16 protein-coding genes are annotated in these 21,503 nt (G+C 67.7%); 13 read left to right on the top strand and 3 right to left on the bottom strand.

Translation table 11 applies throughout. The annotated features are described in order from the left end of the window. Window positions 1-8: 8 nt before the first annotated feature. Together xerD and KY501_RS13070 are read left to right on the top strand one after the other, a co-directional pair. Entirely contained in the window at window positions 9-950 is a 942-nt protein-coding gene (gene xerD, locus KY501_RS13075) for a site-specific tyrosine recombinase XerD (protein ID WP_224363237.1), read from the top strand. A 137-nt stretch (window positions 951-1,087) separates the two neighbouring features. Further along, complete coding sequence (locus tag KY501_RS13070) at window positions 1,088-1,630, top strand: hypothetical protein (RefSeq protein WP_224363236.1); 543 nt, start codon at window positions 1,088-1,090, stop codon at window positions 1,628-1,630. 16 nt (window positions 1,631-1,646) lie between these two features. Here the strand turns inward: KY501_RS13070 and KY501_RS13065 are convergent, their stop codons facing one another. Continuing rightward, the gene (locus KY501_RS13065; RefSeq protein WP_224363235.1) at window positions 1,647-4,574 is read right to left on the bottom strand and encodes a protein kinase domain-containing protein; all 2,928 of its coding nucleotides are present in this window, start codon (window positions 4,572-4,574) and stop codon (window positions 1,647-1,649) included. A gap of 4 nt (window positions 4,575-4,578) precedes the next feature. Continuing rightward, window positions 4,579-5,472 carry a sigma-70 family RNA polymerase sigma factor gene (locus KY501_RS13060; protein ID WP_224363234.1) on the bottom strand — a complete coding sequence of 298 codons (894 nt, stop codon included), beginning with the start codon at window positions 5,470-5,472 and terminating at the stop codon, window positions 4,579-4,581. 132 nt (window positions 5,473-5,604) lie between these two features. Between KY501_RS13060 and KY501_RS13055 the strand changes: the two genes are divergently transcribed. Genes KY501_RS13055 through KY501_RS13025 form a run of 7 tightly spaced genes read left to right on the top strand, consistent with a single transcriptional unit; the run spans window position 5,605 to window position 13,916 of the window. Then, window positions 5,605-6,810, top strand: a complete 1,206-nt coding sequence (locus tag KY501_RS13055; protein WP_224363233.1) for a hypothetical protein — start codon at window positions 5,605-5,607, stop codon at window positions 6,808-6,810. A gap of 8 nt (window positions 6,811-6,818) precedes the next feature. Then, window positions 6,819-7,568 (top strand): TadE/TadG family type IV pilus assembly protein, encoded by a 750-nt coding sequence (locus tag KY501_RS13050; protein ID WP_224363232.1) that lies wholly within the window; start codon window positions 6,819-6,821, stop codon window positions 7,566-7,568. Then, window positions 7,547-9,385: a hypothetical protein gene (locus KY501_RS13045; RefSeq protein ID WP_224363231.1), complete on the top strand. Its 1,839-nt coding sequence runs from the start codon at window positions 7,547-7,549 to the stop codon at window positions 9,383-9,385. Before KY501_RS13050 ends, KY501_RS13045 begins: the two co-directional genes overlap by 22 nt. A gap of 11 nt (window positions 9,386-9,396) precedes the next feature. Next, the gene (locus KY501_RS13040) at window positions 9,397-10,539 is read left to right on the top strand and encodes a hypothetical protein (protein ID WP_224363230.1); all 1,143 of its coding nucleotides are present in this window, start codon (window positions 9,397-9,399) and stop codon (window positions 10,537-10,539) included. Continuing rightward, the gene (locus KY501_RS13035; protein WP_224363229.1) at window positions 10,539-11,297 is read left to right on the top strand and encodes a hypothetical protein; all 759 of its coding nucleotides are present in this window, start codon (window positions 10,539-10,541) and stop codon (window positions 11,295-11,297) included. Before KY501_RS13040 ends, KY501_RS13035 begins: the two co-directional genes overlap by 1 nt. A 56-nt stretch (window positions 11,298-11,353) precedes the next feature. Further along, window positions 11,354-13,063, top strand: coding sequence for an acyclic terpene utilization AtuA family protein (locus KY501_RS13030; RefSeq protein WP_224363228.1), 1,710 nt, complete (start codon window positions 11,354-11,356; stop codon window positions 13,061-13,063). A 31-nt stretch (window positions 13,064-13,094) separates the two neighbouring features. Then, a complete protein-coding gene (locus KY501_RS13025) occupies window positions 13,095-13,916 on the top strand; it encodes a metallophosphoesterase (RefSeq protein WP_224363227.1) in 822 nt (273 codons plus the stop codon). Here the strand turns inward: KY501_RS13025 and KY501_RS13020 are convergent. Continuing rightward, window positions 13,907-15,100, bottom strand: coding sequence for a DUF4388 domain-containing protein (locus KY501_RS13020; RefSeq protein WP_224363226.1), 1,194 nt, complete (start codon window positions 15,098-15,100; stop codon window positions 13,907-13,909). The genes KY501_RS13025 and KY501_RS13020 overlap by 10 nt on opposite strands. A gap of 384 nt (window positions 15,101-15,484) precedes the next feature. Here KY501_RS13020 and KY501_RS13015 point away from each other — a divergent pair, with 384 nt between their 5' ends. The 4 genes from KY501_RS13015 to KY501_RS54270 all read left to right on the top strand — a co-directional run bounded on the left by KY501_RS13015 (window position 15,485) and on the right by KY501_RS54270 (window position 21,502). Beyond that, the gene (locus KY501_RS13015; protein WP_224363399.1) at window positions 15,485-16,342 is read left to right on the top strand and encodes a segregation and condensation protein A; all 858 of its coding nucleotides are present in this window, start codon (window positions 15,485-15,487) and stop codon (window positions 16,340-16,342) included. Beyond that, window positions 16,329-17,315, top strand: a complete 987-nt coding sequence (gene scpB / locus KY501_RS13010; RefSeq protein WP_224363225.1) for an SMC-Scp complex subunit ScpB — start codon at window positions 16,329-16,331, stop codon at window positions 17,313-17,315. The genes KY501_RS13015 and scpB overlap by 14 nt, the downstream gene beginning before the upstream one ends. A gap of 21 nt (window positions 17,316-17,336) precedes the next feature. Further along, window positions 17,337-19,304, top strand: a complete 1,968-nt coding sequence (locus KY501_RS13005) for a pseudouridine synthase (protein ID WP_224363224.1) — start codon at window positions 17,337-17,339, stop codon at window positions 19,302-19,304. A 68-nt stretch (window positions 19,305-19,372) separates the two neighbouring features. Then, entirely contained in the window at window positions 19,373-21,502 is a 2,130-nt protein-coding gene (locus KY501_RS54270) for a HEAT repeat domain-containing protein (RefSeq protein ID WP_224363223.1), read from the top strand. Window position 21,503: the final 1 nt, after the last annotated feature.

Genomic DNA, 21,503 nt, shown 5'->3' with positions numbered 1-21,503 from the left:
CTGGCGGCATGGAAGGGCTGCTCGACGCATTCATTGCCTTCATCCGCGCCGAGCGTGGATTGTCTGGCAAGACGGTGGACGCCTACGCCGCCGATCTCACGGTGTACTTCGAGGATCTGCGCGCGATCGGGATTCAAGACGCGACGCGGGTGACACAGGAGGATGTGTCCGAGCACCTTCGGCGCCTGGGCCAGCGAGGCCTGTCCCGCCGCAGCCAGGCGCGACACCTGGCGGCCCTGCGTGGCTTCCACCGGTTCCTGATCGCCGAGAAGCTGGCGGAGAAGGATCCCACGGAGGATCTGGACACACCGCGCTCCGCGCGGAAGCTGCCGAGCTTCCTCACTCTGGAGGAGGTGGAGCAGTTGCTCGCGGCTCCGGACGAGCGCAACCCGGCGGGCCAGCGGGACAAGGCCATGCTGGAATTGCTGTACGCCACGGGGCTGCGGGTGAGCGAGCTGTGCTCGCTGGGCATCAACGACGTGCAACTGGGCGCGGGCTACCTGGTGGCGAAGGGGAAGGGCTCCAAGGAGCGCGTGGTGCCCGTGGGGCGCACGGCGGTGGAGAAGGTGCAGACGTACCTGGCCGGGCCGAGGCAGTTCCTGCTGGGCAAGAAGGAGTCCCGAGCGCTCTTCGTCACGCCGCGCGGAGGCCCGTTCTCGCGCATGGGCTTCTGGAAGCTGCTCAAGCGCTATGCCCTCAAGGCAGGCATTCGCAAACCGATCTCGCCTCACAAGCTGCGCCACTCCTTCGCAACGCATCTGGTGGAACGCGGGGCGGATCTGCGCGCGGTCCAGGCCATGTTGGGCCACGCGGACTTGTCGACAACGCAGATCTACACGCATGTCAACAGCGCCCGATTGCGCGCTGTGTATGACCAGCATCACCCACGGAGTGAAGGCGTCACTCACCCAGCACAGTCGCGCTCGCGCAAGCGTGAGCGCACTCCCTGAGGAAATCCCCAATCACCCGAAATCAGGGTAAACCCTACGTATACATAAAAGCATTTTCACCCTCAAAAAACAGGCTTACTGTATTGCCTGTCTCACCGAGACAGAAATCTCGGCCACCAACGCAAGAGGGTGCACGCATGTTTGATCTGGCTCTTCCCGCTGCATGGACTCGCAAGCTCATGGCTCGGCTCCGCCTTCCGCTGGGCGCCATGGCTGTCTTCGTGGCTCTGGTGCCGCAGGTGAGCTCGGCCTACAAGATCATTTGCGTCAATGGATATACGAGCTTCCTTTGCAACGATGGAACCAAGTCCATCTGCACTGCCGGCGGGCATCAGTTCGACTGTCCCGAGCAGAATGGGGAGCGTCAGTGTGCGAACCACGGAGGGCTGGCGGCCATCATCACGGATTATCCATCGGCCGTTGTTGACTACCTGGGCAAGTTCGACCTGAGTGGGATGGCGTGCACGGATTGCAGCCGCGACACAGCCGCCCCGGCTGTCTACGCCACCTGGGTCGGGAGCTGTGGTGACGTCAGCATGACCTGCAGCGAGATGGACCCGAAGTGCAATTCCAAGCAGTCGGCTTTCAAGGCGGTGTGCTCGCAGTTGCGCCAGGAAATGACCGCGGCCTGGTATCTGAACATCCCGCCGCAGAACGCGTGCTACGAGTCCTCCCGGTAGCACGTCTGTCTGATGTCTAGCGTGTGAGCGTGCCGGCCAGCCGGGTCTGGAATTGCTCCACCTGCGCTGTCTGCTCTTTCATGTCGGCGGCCTGGAAGTCTTCCCGGGCCTGCCGAGCCAGCTCCCGGACTCGCTCCGGGCTGCGGCCCAATTCCATCAATGCCTGTGCCAGGGCGAAGCGGGTCTCCGCCAACAAGCTTGCATTGGGATTGCCAATGGCCAGGGAGCGCTCGAGGTAGGGCAGTGCCGTCCTGGCCTGGTGCTGTTTCACGTGGACTTGCCCGATGTTGCACAGCACCAAGCCCACGTCCGGGTGATCCGCGCCCAGGGCCTTCTCCAGGATCGCCAGGGCCTTCTCATGCGCCTGGAGCGCCTCCGCGAACTGGCCCGCTTCCAGGAAGTTGCTGCCCAGCAACCGGTGCGCGTGACCTGTCAGCACATGCCCGGCGCCGATCGAGGCGGGCGCTGCGGCGATCACCTGCTCCAACTGGTGCTGTGCACCCTGGAAGTCCTTCAGGAGCGTGAGCACCGAGGCCAGGTTGATGCGAATCACGATTGACCCGGGGTGCCCCACTCCGAACAGTTGATCATGGAGGCTGAGGGCCTCCTCCAGCAGCTCCCGGCCTCGCTGCGGCTGGCCTAGATCCGTATAGGCGTTGCCCAGGTTCGTCAGCAGGTAGGTCCGCTTCGGGTGGCGAGGCCCTCGCACCCGATCGTTCAGGGCCAGCGCGCGCTCGATCAGATCCTTGGTTTCGGCGAACTGTCCCTCCCGTGCCGCCACCGCGCTCAGGCGCAGCTGGAGATCCGCCTGTAACGCGTCATCTCCTCCCATCCGCTCCAGCACCGCCTGCGAGTGTCGGCCCCACTGCCGGCCTCCTTGCGAGTTCGCCTCCATGAAGCCCACCTGGTACGCGAGCTCCGAGGCCATCTCCGCTCGCAGCGCATCCTCCCGCCCGGCCTCCGCGGCCCACCACGCCTCCAACAGCAAGGACGTCACCGTCTTCGCATCCCCCGTCTTCGCCCGGTACGACGCCACCTCGTGCAGCGCCTCTGCCAGCAGGGGCGCATGTTTCAGCTCCCGGGCCTCGGCGAGGAGGGGCTCCGCCAGCGCCAGTGCCTCGGCGTGCTTGCCGGTGGTGCCCAGCGCTCGCACCCGGGCCAGTCGAGCCTGCAGGTCCTGCACCTTGGCTTGGGCCTCGGAGGTCGTGGGAGGCCGGACGGTGCGTGTCAGGGCCTCTACATCCGCGCAGCGCTCCAGGGCGGGCAAGGCCCCCAATGAGTCCTGGGCCCGATCCACCATCCGGCCGTCTGCTTGGGCCAGCACCTGGGCCAGCGCCTCCATCTGTACCCGTCGCTGTTCCAGGCAGTCCTGACGCGCCGCGAGCCCGGTGTCCGCGGTCTGCATGCGCTCGTGCGTTGCCTGGCAGACCTGGGTTTGCATCCGCGCCCAGCGCTCGGCATATCCGTCGAGGGCCTTGCGCATCGTCTCCCAGGTGGAGGCGGCATAGGGCCGGCCACTCGCGAGGAAGGCGCGCTGAATCCGCTCCTGCGTGGTGGAATCCCAGGCTCCTGCCAGCTTGCGCTCAGCCCCCGCGCAGGGATCCGGCTGGGTGAAGAGTTCATGGAAGGCCAGCGGGTAGGCCACCAGGGCGATGACTCCCACGATGGCGGCGGCCCACAATCGCTGCGTCGTGGAACGAGGCCCGGACAGGTGCGTGAGCAGCTCCTCCATCGAGGCGAAGCGGTCCTCGGGGGACAGCGACAGCCCGCGCATGACTGCCTGCTTGAGCCACCCAGGGATCCGTGGCTCGCGGGGCGGCTCCTGGATGAGCGGTGGGAGCTTGTCCGTTGCCTCCCGAGAGCCCGTCCAGAAGGATTTGCGCTCTCGGCGGCTGCTGGAGGGCAGCGGAGCCGTCTGGGGCTCCGCGGTGTCTCGGGTGCGCGTCTGCTTGAGCGCGTCCAGCATCCTTCGCGGCTCGAAGGGCCGCTGGCCGAAGAGCGCGAAGTACAGCGCGGCGCAGAAGCTGAACTGGTCCGATCGTGCGTCCGCAGCAGCCCCGCGCAACTGCTCGGGAGCCATGTACTGGAGCGTGCCTACGATCTGGCCTGTGCGGGTGAGCGCCTCGTGCAGGCGCGGAGGAGTGCCAGCGGGTACTTTCGTCAGAAGCTCCAGGCTCTCCTGGGTGGCAGCGTCTTCTCTCGAAGTGGCCAGCCGGGCCAGGCCGAAGTCCGTTACCTGGACACGGCCATCCTTGCCGATCAGCACGTTGCTCGGCTTGAAGTCCCGATGCACCAGTTGGGCGGCGTGGGCGGCGGCCAGCCCCTGGCCCGCGGCGCGGAAGACGGCCAGCACCTCGCGCCACGAGCGAGGCGCCGCCTTCAACCATTCGGACACGGTGGAGCCCTCGACGTACTCCATGGCCATGTAGACATGGCCCTCGTGGAGCCCTACGTCATAGAGGGTGATGACATTGGGATGAGAGACTCGCGCCGTGGCTTGAGCCTCGCGCAGCAGGCGAGCCTGGGCGTTCTCCACGAGAGGCGTGCCTCCGGGAGCGTGGAGGAACTTGAGGGCGACCTTGCGATCGAGCTCCGGATCGTAGGCGGCATGGACAGTGCCCATGCCCCCTGTCCCAGCGGCGTGGAGGATCAGGAAGCGGCCCACCGTTGTGCCCCGCTGGAGTTCCAACTGTGGGGCAGGGGACTCGGGAGGTCTCGGGGCCAGCTGCGTCGGGGGAGTCACCTCCGCCACTGATGGAGCATCTGCCCCCGCTCGGACGACCGAAGGAGCCCTGGCCCGGAGGAAGCCCGCGAGCTGTTCGCGGCAGGAGGGACAGCCGTCGAGGTGAGCCTCCGCCCGGGCGCGCAGCTCAGGAGATGGAATGCCGTCAGCCAGATCGAGCAGCTCGAGCTCCGTGAGGCAGGACGGAGTGGGATCAGACATGGGCTCAGTCCTCCTGCTTCAACAGGGCGGAGAAGCTCAGCTCGAGGTGCCCATCCAGCACCCGGATGATGCTGTCCACCTGCGAGGGATCCAACGCCAGCCTTCGTGCGAGCCCACCGCGCGTCCCCTCGAGCAGCTTGCTCCGGGCATGTGCCAGCCAGCGCGATACGGTGGAGGCATGCACCTGGTGGAGTGCCCCCAGTGCCTCGACCCCCAACCCCTGAGCCAGGCTCAACCTCAGCAGGTTGCGCTCGCGCGCGGAGAGGCCAGAGAGCGCCTCGGCGAAGGCGGCCCGGAAGGCAGGCCGGTAGCGCTGCCGCAGCAGCGACAGCTCCGCGTCGGTGGTCCCCAACTCGGACTCGATCATTGCGTCATCAAGGGGCGTGGTGCGATCAGGCCGGCGCTTGAGCGACACCGCCACGCCCACCGCGACCGCCTCCGTCCAGCGCCTCAGCGGCCCTTTGCCGGCATAGTCGCCCAGACGCGGCCCGTGGCGCGTCTCGCCCACCAGGAGCCGCAGGCGCGTGAGCTGCATCACCTCGTCCACGAAGGCTTCCGCCGCATCCACGCGCTGCACCGCTCGCTCCACCGGGGCGAACACGGTGCGCTCCAGCGCTGCTAGTGCGCTGCGATCCTCCTGCAACGCCGCCAGGGCCAGGTAGAGGTCCTCGCAGAGAAGGGCACGCAGCCCCGGCACAGGGGCCTCGCCTGGCGGGAGACACTTGCCCAGGTGCGAGGCAAAAACCTCGGGTGCCAGATTCACCTCGGGCCACGCTTGCTGGCACCGTGAGAGGCTCTCCACCAGCAGCCCTCCCAGCGCTTCCAACTCTTCAGGTGGGCACGGGCGTGCCGCACCCGCGACGAAGGCCTGCACCAACTCGGAGGGAGAGGTAGGCATGGGGTCGAGGCCACATGGGCCAACAGGTACGTTAGCCAAGTCCGCGTAAGTTCAGGAAGTCCGGCGAATCAGATCGCGGAAATGCAAAACAATTCCCGGGGGTGCTTCCTTTTTTTCAAGAAGGAGCACTCCATGAACATTCAAAGAACCGGCAGCACCCTCACGCCGTCTCTCTCCCAGTCCACGCAGAAGCAGACCGTCGCTCAGAGCCCGGCCCATATCGAGGCCTCCGTGCTCCAGAGCATCCTGTCGAAGGTGGCGGATGCCTTCGAGCCGCAGGCGAAAACCCTCACGAGTCCCGGCTTCCGCCAGGGCGAGGACGTGCCAGGGGCCTACTACCGCAAGGTGGTGAGCGGCTCGAGCGACCAGAACCAGTCCATCTCCGCCACCGTCACCCTCCCGCGGTTCCAGGCGGATCCGAACCGCATGTTCGACAACGGGGAGCTCGCGCAAACCGGACCGCTGGACAAGCCCAGCGTGTACCTGGGCTCGCACGCGTCGACGAAGATCGACAAGACCAAGGTGGAGGCCGAGGCGGACATCGGGCTGCAGTGGACGCGGCGCTTCGACAAGAACGGGTTCCCCACCTTCGTGTCCCCCGAGGTGCAGAACAGCGGCAAGCCGCCCACGAACGAGCAGCTCTACTCGCTGGGCAAGGACAACGTCCTGCGCAACCAGAAAGGCGAAGAGTTCAAGGGCGACGCCAAGAAGATGGTGCCGCACTTCGCCTTCACACCCTTCGCTCGGGTGGACGAGCCGCTGCTGGACGCCAAGGGCAAGCCGACGGTCGACGCGAAGACGGGCAAGCTCCAGAAGAAGAATGAGTACCTGCAGCTCGATCAGCGCACGGAGCAGAGCCGCTACTTCTACGCGGGGGAGAAGGTCCACATGAGCGTGGAGCGCACCCCGGGAAGCACCAAGGACAACGTCACCTTCTCGGTGCAGCGAGAGGGGCAGGCGGCCAAGAAGTACCCCTTCACATCCAACGTCCTGGGCCGCAACGAGGCGTCGGTTTCCCTGAAGCGCGTGGCCTCCATCGATCAGTTCACCGTGCAGACCGAGAACGGCGTGAAGAAGCGCGTCGGAGTGGAGAGCACACAGGCCAAGCAGGTGGAGGCCACGGCCGCCTCGCTCTCCGGCATGACCTGGGAGCGCGTGGAGGTGAAGGATCGCAAGGGCAAGAGCCAGCCGATGACGGGCAAGAACTTCACGCAGCTCTACGGCAGGGATGCCAAGCAGCAGCCCGTCAATGAGGCGAAGACGTTCCACGTCAGTGGGTACACGTCCGCGGGCGGGGAGCGGATGGACATCACTCCCACCCTCGGTTCCAAGCGCTGATGAGCCGCGTGGCCAGGCATCGCAGGGCCCGGCGGGCACGGGGCCAGGTCCTGGTGGAGACAGCACTGGTGATGCCGATGATGGTGTTCACCGTGCTGGGCATCCTGCAGATGTTCCAGGCCTACGAGGCCCGCTTCACGGCGGAGTACGCCGCCTTCCGAGCCACGCGCGCGGGAGCCATTGGTCGGGGAGATTGCCAGCGGATGACGAACGCGGCGCTCCAGGCTCTCATGCCCACGCTGGGGAGGACGGATACGCCCGAGGGCGTGAAGCGGGTATGGAGCGGGGTCCGAGGCAATCGCTACCAGGAGCACTGGGCGGCGACGAACCGGCCCCCTCCCGGAGGCAACCCCTCCATCCTCGAATTGCAGGTGCTGCGGCCGGACCTTCCTCCAGGGCTGTTCGATCCGAACTACCAGTTTGACTCCCTGGTGGAGGGCACCGGCGGCGTGTACCACGTCACGCTCCAGCTCACGTATTGGTATGAGCTGCGGGTGCCGTTCGTGAACCGCCTCATCCACCAGGCGTGGCAGGCCACCACCTACGGCCCCGGCGTGGATCTGATGATGGCCTGGCGCGAGGACCCAAAATCCGCCCAGGGTCCTCAACGCGAGCAGCTCAATGACATCATCACCGCGGCCCGCAGCGACTCGCCGGCCTTCCTGCTGCCCATCCGGACCACCTGGTCCATGCGGCTCATGTCCAACCTCCAGCCTCAGAGCTTCCAGGGTGACGCATGTCGATTCACCTTCTTCTGAAGCGCTCCGCACGGCGGGGACAGACGCTCGTGATGATGGCCGCCACGGGGATGGTGCTCGCGCTGGCGCTCATGGGCATCATCAACGTCTACCAGGGCGTGCGGTTGAAGATAGAGGTTCAGGCCGCTGCCGACGCCGCGGCCTATTCCACGGCGCTGACCGAGGCGCGCACCTTCAACTTCTTCGCCATCACCAACCGGGCCATGGCGGCGCACTTCGCGGGGACGATGCTGCTCTACAGCGAGCTGAGCTACGTCACCGCGGTGGACGACACGCTGCGCCAGTCCGAACTGGCCTGGGGAGACGTGCGCGACGCCTCCACGTGCAACCTCTTCAACCCCACGTGCTGCTTGATGCGGCAGGTGGCGGGCCACGTGCGCAGCGACCGAGCGCGCTGGCGGCAGATGTTCCACCCGATCCTGCACGCCGCGCTGCAGCTCTCCGAGCACGAGTGGTGGGGCATGGATCTGGCGGCCCGGCATCACTACAACGCCGCGATGTCGCTCGCGGACGCGCAGAGCGTGGCCTGGCAGAGCCTGGAGAAGGTCATCAAGAACCAGATGGTGGCCAACTCCGTGCGCCACAAGCTGGATGACCTGGAGGACGGGAGCGACAACTCCCCCTATGGCAATCGGCTGAGCGCTCACGTGTGGCCCTCCGAGGAAGAGGCGCCCAGCGCTGCCACCTGGAAGGCCCTCACCCGCGTCACCTATCCCCTGGGCCTACCGGTGGTGCAGGTGCACCCGGACAACGGCTCCTTCGGGGCGGACTGGATGCGGCAGGGGATCAACGACATCTCCAGCGCCGCCAACGGGGCTCGGTATGACTGGGGCGCACGCCAGGACTTCCGGCTCGGCAGCGAGTTCCAGCTCATGTTCCGCTACAACATGCCCCATCTCGACGATCACCAGGTGAATGGGGCGGTGGCGGCCGCGCTGCTGTTCCAGAGCACGAACATCACCGACGTGCGCGGTGAGGCCCAATCCATCCAGGCCAATGCGGGGATCTCTGGCAACAACTCCATCCGCAACCAGGTGCGCCGCAACGGCAATGCCTTCGATGGCACCAACCCCCGTACACAGTTCAGCGGCGCCATCGGGGCCTATACGGACATCGACGTGACGGCGAAGGGAGTGACAGCGCTGTGCAACAAGTCGCGCACGCGCACGGCCCAGAGCGCCATGCGGATCTCCTCGCCGCTCTCCTTCCAGAATCCACTGCACCAGGTGCACACGGCCAGCAACGACTCCCTGCCAGGCACCTTCGTGAAGCACCGCCCGGAGGTCAACCCGCGAGACGCGTTCCCCATCTCCATCTATCCGTCCGTGGCGCACTTCAACCCGGGCGACCTGATCCAGCAGCAATTGCAGAACCAGCCATCCACCTGGGTGCTGATGGAGGCCCAGCCGCAAGGCATCGGCACCGAGGCCAGCGGGAACGAGGACCGCATGCCATGGCAGCTGCGCGGGCGCTTCCGCTTCGGGGTCTCGGGGGCGGGCCGTGAGTACGATCTGGGCATCACCAGCGGCGGCCGCCGGGGGCGGGACCACCAGGTCTTCGACAAGAAGCGAGTGGGGGTGATGGGAGCGCTGGCGAGAGGCCTCACGTACTACCACCGGCCTCCGCTCAACTCGCCCAACGGCGCGCAGAGCTGGGCCGAGCGCCCCAACTTCATGAACCCCTTCTGGCGGGCGAAGCTGGAGCTGTTCACCACCGGTGGCAATCAGTCGGAGTGGCCCACGGCGCAGCAGATCCTGGCCGACAGCGGCTATCCCGCCACCCAGGCGATCGCCTCGGAAGTTCCTCCCGCGCTGTGATGGAGTCTCGGATGCGAACCCCTCGCTTCGCGCGCCACCGTGGCGCCGCCACCACGGAGTTCGCCGCCGCGCTGGTGGTGCTCATCCCCGTGTTGCTCTATGGGCTCTACCTCTCGGATGCACTGCTGCTGGGCCTGCGCATCCAGCAGGTGGCCATCCACGAGGTGTGGGACAGCACGGGCCTGCGCGTGCACCGCTACGCCAACTCGCAGAGCAACAGCGCGTCCAATGCGGATGCCTACGTGAACCGCGTGGTGCAGGTGGCCGACGACGTCCGGGACCATACCGAGCGGCGCTACCGTCGGCTCAACCCGTTCTCTCCCGTGCAGGGCGTGGGTACGTTCGCTGTGCTGTCTCCCACGTTGGATCTCGCCACCACGCCCGATCCGGAGCAGCCGCAGCGCCCGGGAGTTCGCGGCGATGATGGGGTGGGAGGAGACGGGCCGGTGTCGCGCCCGACGATGGGAGCGCGTGCTCGGGTCGAGTTCTACACCTATGACATGACGAGCACCTTCCAGCCTCACCTGGATCCGGTGTTTCCGGCTGGGGCTCCCAAGGGCCCCCGGGCGGAGATGGATGCGGCGGGCCTGCTGCGCCGGGATTACGGCATCAAGGGCCAAGCGGGCATCACCGTGCGCACCACGCCCCTGTCCCAGACGCAGTACCAACTGCTGGGCGAGAAGAAGGCGGTCTTCGACCCAGCGGACTTCCGGACCTCGGGAGGTGGGGGTCCGCTGGAGCTGCGGCTGTGCGCGGTGGGCGTGGCCAACGAGCAGGGCCGGTGCACCATTTCCAACGGCTTCGTGGTGTTGGTGGACGACTGGGCCGTGGGAGACGGCCGGCCGCACATGATGACGGGCGCCCAGAATGCCGAGTACTTCAACGTAGTGGAGCGCATGTACCTGGCCGCGGCCGAACTGGACAATGCCGAGACAGCCCCCGCGGACTCGCAGGGCATCGGCTTCGCGGAGGCGGGATTGCGGACCAGCCTGCCCCATCCGAAGCCGGTGCTCTACTTCCAGGGAGCAGACCAGCGGCGCAGCATCCCCACGTCCAACGGGTCGGACAACATCTACACCACGCCCAACAACCCCTACGTGTCCGGGCCACGCTCGGGGTGCTACCTGGGCATGCCCTGCTGGGTAACGAACTGATGCGCCTGACCCTGGCCTTGCTGCTGCTCGTGGTGGCTCAGCCCGTGCGCGCCCAGGAGGCGCTCGAGGCGCTGCGTCCGGAGTTCCCTTTCTACCCGGGCGCCGAGTCCTGGATGCCCGTGGGGGACGAACTCTTCTACGGCCGATATGGGATGCAGGCGGTGTCCTTCCGGACGCAGGATCCGCCGGGCACCGTCATCCCGTTCTACGTCAAGGCCTTCAAGGCTCAGAACCTCGTGCCGGGCAAGCTGCCCATCGCCGACAGCGAGCCCGAGTGGGTCATCGTCGGCATCGATCCGGACCGGATGATCCAGAAGCTCGTGTGGGCTCAGCCGGACGGCAAGGGCTCGTTCGTGATGCTGGCCCTGGCCCCCATGGGGCAGTCTCCGGACCGGGTCGCGGACCCGGCGCCGCCCCTTGTCCCTTCCGGTTGCAAGCAGTCCTCCAGCACGGGCTCCCGGGACGGACAGATTGTCACGCGCGTCATCACGCTCCTGTGCGACGGGCCTCGGGCCCAGGTGGTGAAGCTGTATGGCGAGGGCATGCGACAGGCTGGTTTCCAGCAGGACGACCCGCTGCCGGGCTCGGAGGAGGCCACGTGGAAGCGGGACGCCCAGGCCTGGTCCGTCCGGGTGGTGGAGGCCAAGGGCCACACCTCCGTGATCATGGTTCAACAGACGAAGGGGGCTTCCCCAGCCCAGGCTCGGGGGCAGGGGAGCGCTTTGTCACAGCCTCCCGGAAATGCGGCGCCTCCGTGAGGAGGCTGGTGTAGATAGCAGGGCCATGTGAAGTGCCGTAGCTGAGCGGAGAACACATGGCCACGTCCCCCCTGCGTGTCGGCAATGCCTCGGGCTTCTATGGAGACCGCTTCTCGGCCGTCCGCGAGATGCTCGAAGGCGGGCAGCTCGATGTCCTCACCGGTGACTACCTCGCCGAATTGACGATGCTGATTCTCGGCCGCGATCGGATGAAGGATCCCGATCTCGGCTACGCGAAGACCTTCCTCCGCCAGATGGAGCAGTGTCTGGCGCTCGCCATCGAGAAGAAGGTCCGTATCGTCACCAACGCGGGTGGACTGAACCCCGTGGGGCTCGCCACGGCGCTCCGCCAGCTCGCGGAGCGGTTGGGCGTGAAGGCCCAGGTGGCGCACGTGGAGGGAGACGATCTCTCCGGCAATGCCGACGCCCTGGGCCTGGGCTCTCCCATCACGGCGAATGCGTACCTGGGGGCGTGGGGGATTGCCGCGTGCCTGCGCGCGGGAGCGGACATCGTCGTCACCGGGCGCGTGACGGATGCCTCGCTCGTCGTGGGCCCGGCGGCCGCGCACTTTGGTTGGAAGACGGATGACTGGGACCGGATCGCTGGGGCGATGGCCGCCGGCCACGTGCTGGAGTGCGGCGCCCAGGCCACGGGAGGCAACTACTCCTTCTTCACCGAGCTGGACGCTCGCCGTCCCGGCTTCCCGCTCGCGGAGATTCATGAGGATGGCAGCTCCGTCATCACCAAGCACCCGGGCACAGGCGGAGCGGTGACGGTGGACACGGTGACCGCGCAGCTCGTCTACGAGATCACCGGGGCCAGGTACGCAGGGCCCGATGCAACGGCCCGCTTCGATACCGTCTCCCTGTCCTCCGAGGGCAAAGACCGCGTTCGCATCACGGGCGTTCGCGGCGAGCCACCTCCGCCCACGGTCAAGGTCTGCCTCAACCACCTGGGCGGGTACCGCAATGAGGCGACGTTCGTCCTCGTCGGGCTCGATATCGAGGAGAAGGCCCGTCTGACCCGTGAGCAACTCGAGGCGGCGCTGGTCCGCAAGCCCAAGGAGATGCACTGGACGCTCGTCCGGACGGACCGCGAGGACTCGCCCACGGAGGAGCAGGCGGCGGCGTTCCTGCGGGTGGTGGTGAAGGACTCCGACGCAAAGGTGATTGGACGCGCCTTCAGCGGAGCGGCGGTGGAGCTGGCCCTGGGGAGCTATCCCGGCTTCACCATGACGGCGCCCCCTGCCGACAGCGCTCCCTACGGTGTCTACACCCCGGCCTATGTCGACGCGGCCAAGGTGGAGCACGTCGCCGTCCTCCCAGATGGGACGCGCTCCGTCATCCCTCCGCCTGGGAAGACGCTCGCCCTCGGACCCGTGGAGTCGCCCTCGCTTCCCGAGCCGCTGCCCTCGGGCCCGGTGCGCCGCGTGCCCCTGGGCCGCATCGTCGCCGCGCGGAGCGGCGACAAGGGGGGCACGGCCAATATCGGTGTCTGGGCCCGGACGGATGAGGCCTGGAGATGGCTCGCGCATGCCCTCACGCCGGACAAGCTCCGCGAACTGCTCCCCGAGGCTGCCGCCTTCCCCATCGAGCGGCACCTCTTCCCCCAGCTCCGGGGGCTGAACTTCGTCATCGACGGGTTGCTCGGAGAGGGGGTCTCGTCGTCCACGCGCTTCGATCCGCAGGGAAAGGCCCTGGGCGAATGGTTGCGTTCTCGCCATGTCGATGTTCCCGAGTCACTGCTCCGCGGGCAGGAGATTTGAAGAAGTCTCAGCTCCATCTACGCTGGTGGGCGTGACTTCTCGCCTCCTGCGCCTCCCAGCCTCCGGCCGGCTCCTGGTCGCCACCGACATCCAGGGAAACCTCCGGGACTTCCGGCGCATGCTGGAGCTCTTCGAGGAGTCCCCCTCGGACAACGTCCTCGTGTTCACCGGGGACCTGATCCACGGCCCGGACGAGGAGACGGAGCGACAGTGGCCGGACTACTTGGGCACGCCCTACAAGGACGAGTCCCCGGAGGTGGTGCGGCAGTTCCTCGAGGCACGTGACCGCTACCCCGGGCGGGTGCACTGCCTGCTCGGCAACCACGAGCACGCTCACGTGGGCGGGCCTCGCACGGCCAAGTTCCACATGGACGAAGCCCAGGTGCTCGAGGAGCGCATGGGGCCCGGACCCACCGCGGCCCTGCGCACCCTCGTCAACCAGCTCCCGGTCATCGCGGTGGCGCCCAACGGGGCCGTGCTGCTGCACGCCGCGCCCGCCGCGCGCCTCTCGGGGCCCAAGGACCTGGAGAACATCAAGCTGGAAGGCTATGCCTATATGGGCATCGACGAGTTCTTCCACGTCCCCGTGCTCGGAGCCACGCTCTGGAGTCGCATGGCCTCCGCCGAGCAGGCCCGCGCCTTCCTCTCGGCGCTGGGGGGCAGCATCGCCATCTACGGCCATGACGTGGTGCGCGAGGGCTATGAGCGGGTCGGGGACGAGCAGCTCTGCGTCTCCACCAGCTTCGCCCTCCTGGACAAGGACAAGGTGTACGTGGAGCTCGATCTCGCGCACACCTATTCCACCGTCCACGAACTCCGGGACGGTGTCGAGCTGAAGAAGCTCTACGGCTGACGGCGACGCGCCGCTAGGATCTCCTCCATCTGGGGAAGGAAGCCGTAGGGATCCGTCTTTCGCATCGGCTCCTGATCTCCCTGCGTCGGGCCGATGCGGATCACCCCCGTGGCCAGCAGCCGGTGCACCGAGCGGGCCGCCGCCGCCTCTCCCATGGCCGCCGTGCGCAGCGCCTGCCGGATCGTCGTCGAGCCGCGCAGCTTCGAGTACAGGTACAGATCATCCGCCGTGAGCGACGAGGGGATGGGGCGGGGCAGGGGCTCGAAGATGAGCCGCCCGTCCATCGAGAACAGCTCGTCGCACAGCGCCAGCGTCAGTTTGACTTCCGCCTCCCGGTACAGCGCGTGCGCCTCCGGCACCGGCCCCTTCTCGAGCACCTGCTCCACCACCGCGATCGCGTGCTCGTACTTGCCCGCCTCCAAGAAGTTCCGGGCGGCCTCCAGCAGCTCGGCCTCCTGCAGCGACTCGCCCATGGTGGGCTCCCGCCCCCGCTGCGGCGCCAGCACCCCGCGCCGGTACAGGTGGAGCAGCCGCCGCGCCACGAAGATCCGCGACTCCTTTCCCGCCGCCAGCAGCTCGGCCAGCATGGCCCCGCCCTCCGAGCGTTTCATCAGCACGGACTCCTCCTCGGAGAAGTGCCCCACCGCGTGCTCACGGAAGACGCGGAAGGTGGTGTCCATGGCCGGGAAGATGTCTCGAAACATCTTCCATTCGCGCTTTCGCGCCACCGCGTCCCGATGCAGGCTCGTCAGCGGCAGCTTCAGCTCCACCGCGTGCACCAGCGACGGCAATTGCAACGTGAACTCCACCTCGCCCGAGTCCCAGTTGTAGCAATCAAAGAAGGCCTCGCGAGCCTTGTGCTCGAGCACCTCCAACATCCGCTGCATCTCCACGAACTGCTGCCGCACCAGATAGGCGCCATACGGCATGTTCGCCAGCTCCGCCGCCTCGTACGCCAGCGCTGCTCGGGGCGCGTCCAGGATGCCCAGATCCACGAGCATCTGAGACAGATGCTCGCTGGGCGTGTTGGAGCCCTCGCCCACGAGGAAGCCTTCCTGGAAGAAGAAGTAGCGGATCGCCGAGCCCCGCTCGAGGCGCAGAGTCCCTACGGCCTTGCGAGACAGCAGAGCGGGGATCACCACCTCCATCGAGTAATGGGTAAGGCTCCCCTTGAAGTGCTCCATGCGTGTCTCCTGGCGGCGAGGGGCCTGCTCGCTTGCTCAAAAGGCTAATAACGCTTTAACAAATGCTCAAGTCGTTGATTTCACTTGGCATTTGCTGGGCTGTCACAATGTTCCAGAATTTGAGAAGTCTCAGCCGCCCGGGTATGAGTGGCTTGCTGGGAATGCATGCCTGAACCAGCACGAAAAGTGTTCTGTAGACAGCTTGTCCGTCGCTGGAGGGCTCTGGCGGTACGGGGACGGGTGCTCTGCGAGTGCGGGTGAAAATCGCGAGCAAACAGGTGCGTGAGCCCTTCGGCGTGGGGTGCGGCAGACCCGGCGAATGTTTGACCCTCCAGGAGGGCGCTGCTAAGGGGGTAGGCCTGTGAAGTGCCTGAAGGACGTCCGGTGACCGAGGCCAGCCGCACGCCGCCCGAGGAGGGCTCCAGCGATGCCGAGGCGCCCCGCTCGCCAGGGGACGCCTTCCGTATTGTTCTGCCCAATTTCGAGGGCCCGCTCGATCTGCTGCTCCACCTGATCCGGGAGCACCGCGTCGACATCTTCGACATCCCGCTGGCGCTCATCGTCGAGAAGTACCTCGAGTACCTCGAGAAGATGCGGGAGCTGAACCTGGACATCGCCGGCGAGTTCCTCGTCATGGCGTCCACGCTGGCTCACCTCAAGAGCCGCATGCTGCTGCCGCGCCAGGACGCCGCCACGGTGGAGACCACCGATACCGGCGTCGTGGAGGAGCAGGGAGATCCACGCGCGGAACTGGTGCGGCGGCTGCTGGAGTACCAGAAGTACAAGGACTCGGCGGAGCAGTTGGCGAAACAGGATCTGCTCGGGCGCGACGTGTTCACGCGCAACGTGCCCGTCGAGGCCGTGCCCATCCCCGAGGAAGAGGTGGGGCTGCAGGAGTTCTCGGTCCTCAAGCTGATTGAAGCGCTGGACCGGGTGCTCGAGCGCCTGGCACCCAAGCCGCAGCATGAGGTGGTGCGCGAGCGCCTGACTCTCTCGGAGGCCACCCTGCGCGTGGTTGAGCGCGTCAAGGGTCAGGAGCAGGTGACGTTCACGAGCCTGTTCCCGGAGGGCAGCACGCGGCAGGAGATCGTCATTACGTTCCTGGCCATCTTGGAGATGGTGAAGCGCCGCCTCATCCGCGTCTTCCAGGAGGAGCCGTTGAAGGAGATCCTCCTGATGCCCAACGGCGACGCGCTGGAGCAGCTGGTCCCCACGGAGGTGGACGACAGTGACTACCGGTAGGAACCCGACCGACGAGACGACCGAGGCCCCGCCTCCCGGGACGCCTGGAGGCCCAGGACCCTTCTCCGAGGACGAGATCGCCGCGGTGACAGGCCCGGGCGACGACAGCGATCTGGACGAGGTGGAGGCCGTCGCCATCGAGGAGGACTCCGGGCCGGATCTGGAGACGTCCTTCGAGAAGCTCGTCGCCAAGAGCAAGAAGCTCTCGGAGGATCGCATCCGCACGGTGCTTCAGAGCGTGCTCTTCGTGGCCGACAAGGCGCTCACGGTGGACCAGCTCTTCGAGTCCACGGGTATCGATCGCGAGCTGATCGCCAAGGCGCTCGATCAGATCTCGGGGCTCCACCGGGATGGCGTGAATGGCATCGTGCTGCACGAGGTGGCGGGCGGGTGGCAGTTCCGCACGGATCCTCACTCGGCGGAGTACGTGCGGCGCTACCTGCGGGTGAAGCCGCAGCGGCTCACGCGGGCCGCGGTGGAGACGCTGGCCATCATCGCCTACCGCCAGCCGGTGACCCGGCCCGAGGTGGAGGAGATCCGCGGCGTGGACTGCGGCGCCGTCATCAAGGCGTTGATGGATCGCAAGCTGGTGAAGATCCTGGGCAAGAAGGAGGAGGTGGGGCGCCCCATCCTTTATGGCACCACGCGCGAGTTCCTGGAGTTCTTCGCGCTCAAGGATCTGTCCGCCCTGCCCACGCTGCGTGAGTTCCACGAGCTGACGCAGGAGCACCAGGACATTGTAGAGAAGGAGACCTCGGCGGCTCCCAAGGTCGAGGGAACGGTGGAGGCCTTGGCGGATCCGGGCTTCCAGAAGCGATTGGACAAGAGCGCTGCCGCCTCGGAGGCCGCGCTGGAGGAATTGGAGGAGGCCATCTCGGCCGCCGACAAGAGTCAGAAGGCCGCCTCCGGCCTGTTGACGAACACGACCCCGCAACCGCCTGAAGGCGGCACCGCGGGACCCAAGCCCGAGTGACGGGCACGAAAGTAGTGATTCATGGCTGCTGAACGACTTCAGAAGTACCTGGCCCGCGCGGGAGTGGCTTCGCGCCGGCACGCCGAGGAGCTCATCACCGCGGGTCGGGTGAAGGTGAACAACGAGACGGTGACCGAGCTGGGCAGCCGGGTGGAGCCCGGGACGGACCTGGTGATGGTGGACGGGAAGCTGGTGACTCCGCCGGAGAACACCTCGTATTACCTGCTGTACAAGCCGGCGGGCGTCGTGACGACGCTGTCGGATCCGCAGGGCCGCCCCACGGTGGCCAGCTACGTGGAGGACGCCGGCAAGCGGCTGTTCCCCGTGGGCCGCCTGGACTACGACGCCGAGGGCGCACTGCTCTTCACGGACGATGGAGCGCTGGCGCACAAGCTCACGCACCCCAGCTTCCAGGTGCCTCGTACGTATCTGGCCAAGGTGAAGGGCGGGCCGGACTCGGCCACGCTGGAGAAGCTGCGCGGAGGCGTGCGGCTCGAGGACGGCATGGCCACGCCGCTGTCCGTGGAGGTATTCGAGCAGGCTGAGCGCAACACATGGCTGAAGATCGTCGTCGCCGAAGGCCGGCCTCACCTGATCAAGCGCCTGTGCGCGGCGGTGGGGCATCCGGTGGTGCGCCTGTACCGGCCTGCGTATGCGGGCGTGGCGGTGGGCGGGCTGCGGCCGGGTGAACTGCGGCCGCTGACCAACTCCGAGGTGCGGCTGCTGCAGGATGTGGCCGAGGCTCGGACGGCGCCGCCCGAGGGGGCCATTGGCCTTCCTCCCCGGAGGCATGGGCGCTCCGCTCCAGGGTTCACGGAGGCGGATGATGGCGGTGATGATTTCGAGCCGGAGGTCGAGAAGCGCGAGCCCGTGGTGGTGAAGTTGCCCCGGGCGCAGGAGACGGCGGAGGCCGATCGGCCGGGTCCGGCTTCTCGGCCCGCGCGTGCGTCCGCGGGGAAGGCTCGGACCGAAGGAGGTACGGGGCTGGCCCGCTTCGGGCGTTCGCGCGCGGGTGGCCGCGGAGAGGAAGGCGAGCGTCCCCAGCGCAAGGAGTGGAAGCCCCGTGGCGAGGGTGCTGAGCGTCCTGCGCGTCGCGAGTGGAAGTCCCGAGGAGAGGAGGGTGGCGGTCGGCGCGAGTGGAAGCCTCGTGGCGAGGGTGCGGGTCGTCCCGAGCGCCGGGAGTGGAAGCCCCGCGCCGAGGGTGAGCGCCCTGCTCGCAAGGAGTGGAAGCCTCGCGGAGAGGAGGGCGAGCGTCCTCAGCGCCGAGAGTGGAAGCCTCGGGGAGCCGAGGGTGAGCGCCCTGCTCGCAAGGAATGGAAGCCTCGGGGAGCCGAGGGTGAGCGCCCTGCTCGCAAGGAGTGGAAACCTCGGGGTGAAGAGGGTGAGCGTCCTCAGCGCCGGGAGTGGAAGCCCCGGGGAGAGGGAGCAGGGCGCCCCGAGCGTCGCGAGTGGAAGCCTCGCGGTGAGGGAGCAGAGCGCTCCGAGCGTCGCGAGTGGAAGCCTCGGGGGGAGGGAGCAGGGCGCCCCGAGCGTCGCGAGTGGAAGCCTCGCGATGAGGGCGATCGTCCGGCCCGCAAGGAATGGAAGCCTCGCGGGGAGTCGGCTGGCCGCCCTGCTCGCAAGGAGTGGGCGCCTCGTGGGGAGGGCGCGAGCCGTCCCGAGCGTCGCGAGTGGAAGCCTCGGGGCGAAGCTGGAGAGCGCCCCGCCCGGAAGAGCTGGAGCCCCCGCGGTGAGGGGGCCGCTCCAGGGCCGCGCTCGAAGGGAACTGGCGCTTTCGGCCGGACACCCCGCTCGGGTGGGTTGGGTGGTGGCGCACGGCCGGAGCGCCGAGGCGCTCGTTCGGAGAGCAGCGGAGAGAGCGGCGGAGGCTTCACGGATTGGCGCAAGCAGAAGAAGCGCGAGCCGGGGGCTTCCTGGGACTCTCATCGCCCGGGACCGGGCGGAAGCCGAGGCCCTCGCAAGCCTGGTGGTCCCCGCCGACCCCGGTGACGCTGAGTTCTTTCCAACGGGGCTGATATAAGCGATCGCCCATCCACCGTTTTCCTTCTCGGAGCGCGATGAGAACCGGCGTACGCCCCTTTGCCGTCGTCCTGTCCCTGCTGCTGCTGGCCGGGTGCCAGGGCAATCGCGATCAGCTCCTCGCGGACCTCCAGAGCCCTCGGCCCGAGGTCCGCGCCCTGGCGGTGAAGTCGCTCGCGAAGTTGGGCAATACCGACGATCTGGTCATCTTCACCCGCGCCGCCAAGGACATGGCCTCCATCGTCCGAGGCGAGGCCGCTGCCGCCCTTGGCGAGAGCCAGGATCCCCGCGTGGTGGATCTGCTGGGCGAGCTGCTTGAGGACTCGGATGAGGATGTCCAGGGCCGTGCCGCCATGGCGCTCGCCAAGGTGAAGAACGACAAGGCCAAGGCGTACCTCACCCTTCAGTACGGTCGCCGGGGCCGGAAGACGCGCCAGGTCATCGTCCAGGCGCTCAAGTCCGCCAACGTGCCCGGCGCCATGGCCGAAGTCGTGGCCGCCGAGTCCAAGGCCATCTGGGAGCGCAACCTGCTCGCGCTCAACGAGGGCACGCTCCCCGAGCGCGTCGGGGCCGCCGAGGAGCTCGGCAAGAGCGGGCGCCCCGAAGCCATCAACCGGCTCATGCCGCTCGTGCGTGACAGCCAGGTCGTCATGGCCGCCGCCGCGGTTCGAGGCCTGGGCGATGCGGGCGATCGGCGCGCGGTACCCGCGATCGCACCGCTGCTGGATGAGAGCTTCCCCGAGCTGCGCGAGGCCTCCATCGCGGCGCTGCGCAAGCTGCAGGATCCGATCGCGGTTCCGCGTCTCCAGGCCGTGGCCGTGGAGAAGAGCGCCGTGAGCGGGCTGGCCACGGATGCCATCGCCGCGCTGCCTCGCTCGCCAGAGACCGATGCGGCGCTGTGCGCCGTTGCCCTGGAAGGGGCTCGCAGAGAGGCGATCTCCGCGGCCCAGGACATGCGCTCGCGGGGCGGGTGCTCGCTGGATGCGATCAACGAGCGGCTCTCCCGTTCGTCCGGTATCGAGAGCGGCCTGCAGGCGGTCATCGGGCTCGGGCCGGCGGCGAAGGCGGCGCTGCCCAAGGTTCTGCCCCTGCTCACGTCGGCGGACACAGCGCAGCGCATGCTGGCGGTGCAGGCCGTGGCGGCCATCGGGGATCCCTCCGCGGCTCCGGCGCTGCAGAAGCTCTACGAGCAGGAACTCAAGGCAATTGAAGGCCCGCGCCAGGACTGGGTCACCACGGCGCTGCCGCTGACCTATGGCGCCGGGTTCGATCCCTCGGCGCCCACTCCGGCTCCGAGCAATGAGCATGGCCTGCCGGGGGATGACCGGTCAGCGAAGCAGAGCCAGCTCCTCGATCGCGTTCGGGCCCTCAACGCCCAGCGCGCTCGCGAGGCGGGCCGGGTGGTCGTCCAGCCGCGCGTGCCCTCGGAGCTTTACGATGATGTGGAGCCGTTGAGCCTCGAGCCGCTCGCCGCGGTGCTGCGCGCGCTGGGGGCGGTGAAGGCGCCGGGAGCCTTCGAGCTGCTCAAGGGCTATGCGGGGGATTCCAGCGTGACGCTGCGCACCGCGGGCCTGGTGGGGCTGGCGCGGCTGGGGCCCGAGGGCGTCGAGGCGGCCAAGGGCGGCATGTTCGAGGCCGAGCGGGATCTGCAGAAGGCACTGGCCCAGGCGCTGGCGGAGCAGGGCGAGGCGGGCCAGAACGCGCTCGTGTCGCTGCTGCCGCAGTTCTCCAGCGAGAAGCTGGTGCTGCTCGACGCGCTGGATCAGTTCGGCGCTCCGGCCTCAGCCTCGCAGGCGCTGCAGGCGGTGGTGCACGACGGTGGGGCGGAGGCAGTGCTGGCCGCCAGCATCCTGGGCCGGCTCAAGGCCAAGGACGCGGTGGATACGCTCCTCAAGGCCCTGGAGGACCCTGCGAGCGTGGCTCGGCGGGAGGTGCTGCTGGCGCTCGGGGAGATCGGCGACACCAAGGCTGCCGAGGCGGTGGCTCGCGACCTGTACCACGATCTGCCGGAGGTCCGTGTCGCCGCCGTGACAGCGCTGAAGAAAATCGGCACGAATGCGCAGGCGGAAGCCCTGGACGCGCTCAAGAGCGACTATTATCGGCGTGTCCGAGAAGCGGTGAGCGCGGCTCTGTCAAAGACCGGCACCGTCGCGGAGGGGGCCCACTGAT

The sequence above is a fragment of the Hyalangium versicolor genome, from assembly GCF_020103695.1.
Taxonomy (GTDB): Bacteria; Myxococcota; Myxococcia; order Myxococcales; family Myxococcaceae; genus Hyalangium; species Hyalangium versicolor.
Note: the sequence above shows the minus strand (reverse complement) of the source record. Positions and strands in the feature narration are given on the sequence as shown.

Excerpts from the sequence above, each read along its gene's own strand:
- xerD (WP_224363237.1), top strand. The coding sequence starts at position 9 with ATGGAAGGGCTGCTCGACGCATTCATTGCCTTCATCCGCGCCGAGCGT.
- KY501_RS13070 (WP_224363236.1), top strand. The coding sequence starts at position 1,088 with ATGTTTGATCTGGCTCTTCCCGCTGCATGGACTCGCAAGCTCATGGCT.
- KY501_RS13065 (WP_224363235.1), bottom strand. The coding sequence starts at position 4,574 with ATGTCTGATCCCACTCCGTCCTGCCTCACGGAGCTCGAGCTGCTCGAT.
- KY501_RS13060 (WP_224363234.1), bottom strand. The coding sequence starts at position 5,472 with ATGCCTACCTCTCCCTCCGAGTTGGTGCAGGCCTTCGTCGCGGGTGCG.
- KY501_RS13055 (WP_224363233.1), top strand. The coding sequence starts at position 5,605 with ATGAACATTCAAAGAACCGGCAGCACCCTCACGCCGTCTCTCTCCCAG.
- KY501_RS13045 (WP_224363231.1), top strand. The coding sequence starts at position 7,547 with ATGTCGATTCACCTTCTTCTGAAGCGCTCCGCACGGCGGGGACAGACG.
- KY501_RS13040 (WP_224363230.1), top strand. The coding sequence starts at position 9,397 with ATGCGAACCCCTCGCTTCGCGCGCCACCGTGGCGCCGCCACCACGGAG.
- KY501_RS13035 (WP_224363229.1), top strand. The coding sequence starts at position 10,539 with ATGCGCCTGACCCTGGCCTTGCTGCTGCTCGTGGTGGCTCAGCCCGTG.
- KY501_RS13030 (WP_224363228.1), top strand. The coding sequence starts at position 11,354 with ATGGCCACGTCCCCCCTGCGTGTCGGCAATGCCTCGGGCTTCTATGGA.
- KY501_RS13020 (WP_224363226.1), bottom strand. The coding sequence starts at position 15,100 with ATGGAGCACTTCAAGGGGAGCCTTACCCATTACTCGATGGAGGTGGTG.
- KY501_RS13005 (WP_224363224.1), top strand. The coding sequence starts at position 17,337 with ATGGCTGCTGAACGACTTCAGAAGTACCTGGCCCGCGCGGGAGTGGCT.
- KY501_RS54270 (WP_224363223.1), top strand. The coding sequence starts at position 19,373 with ATGAGAACCGGCGTACGCCCCTTTGCCGTCGTCCTGTCCCTGCTGCTG.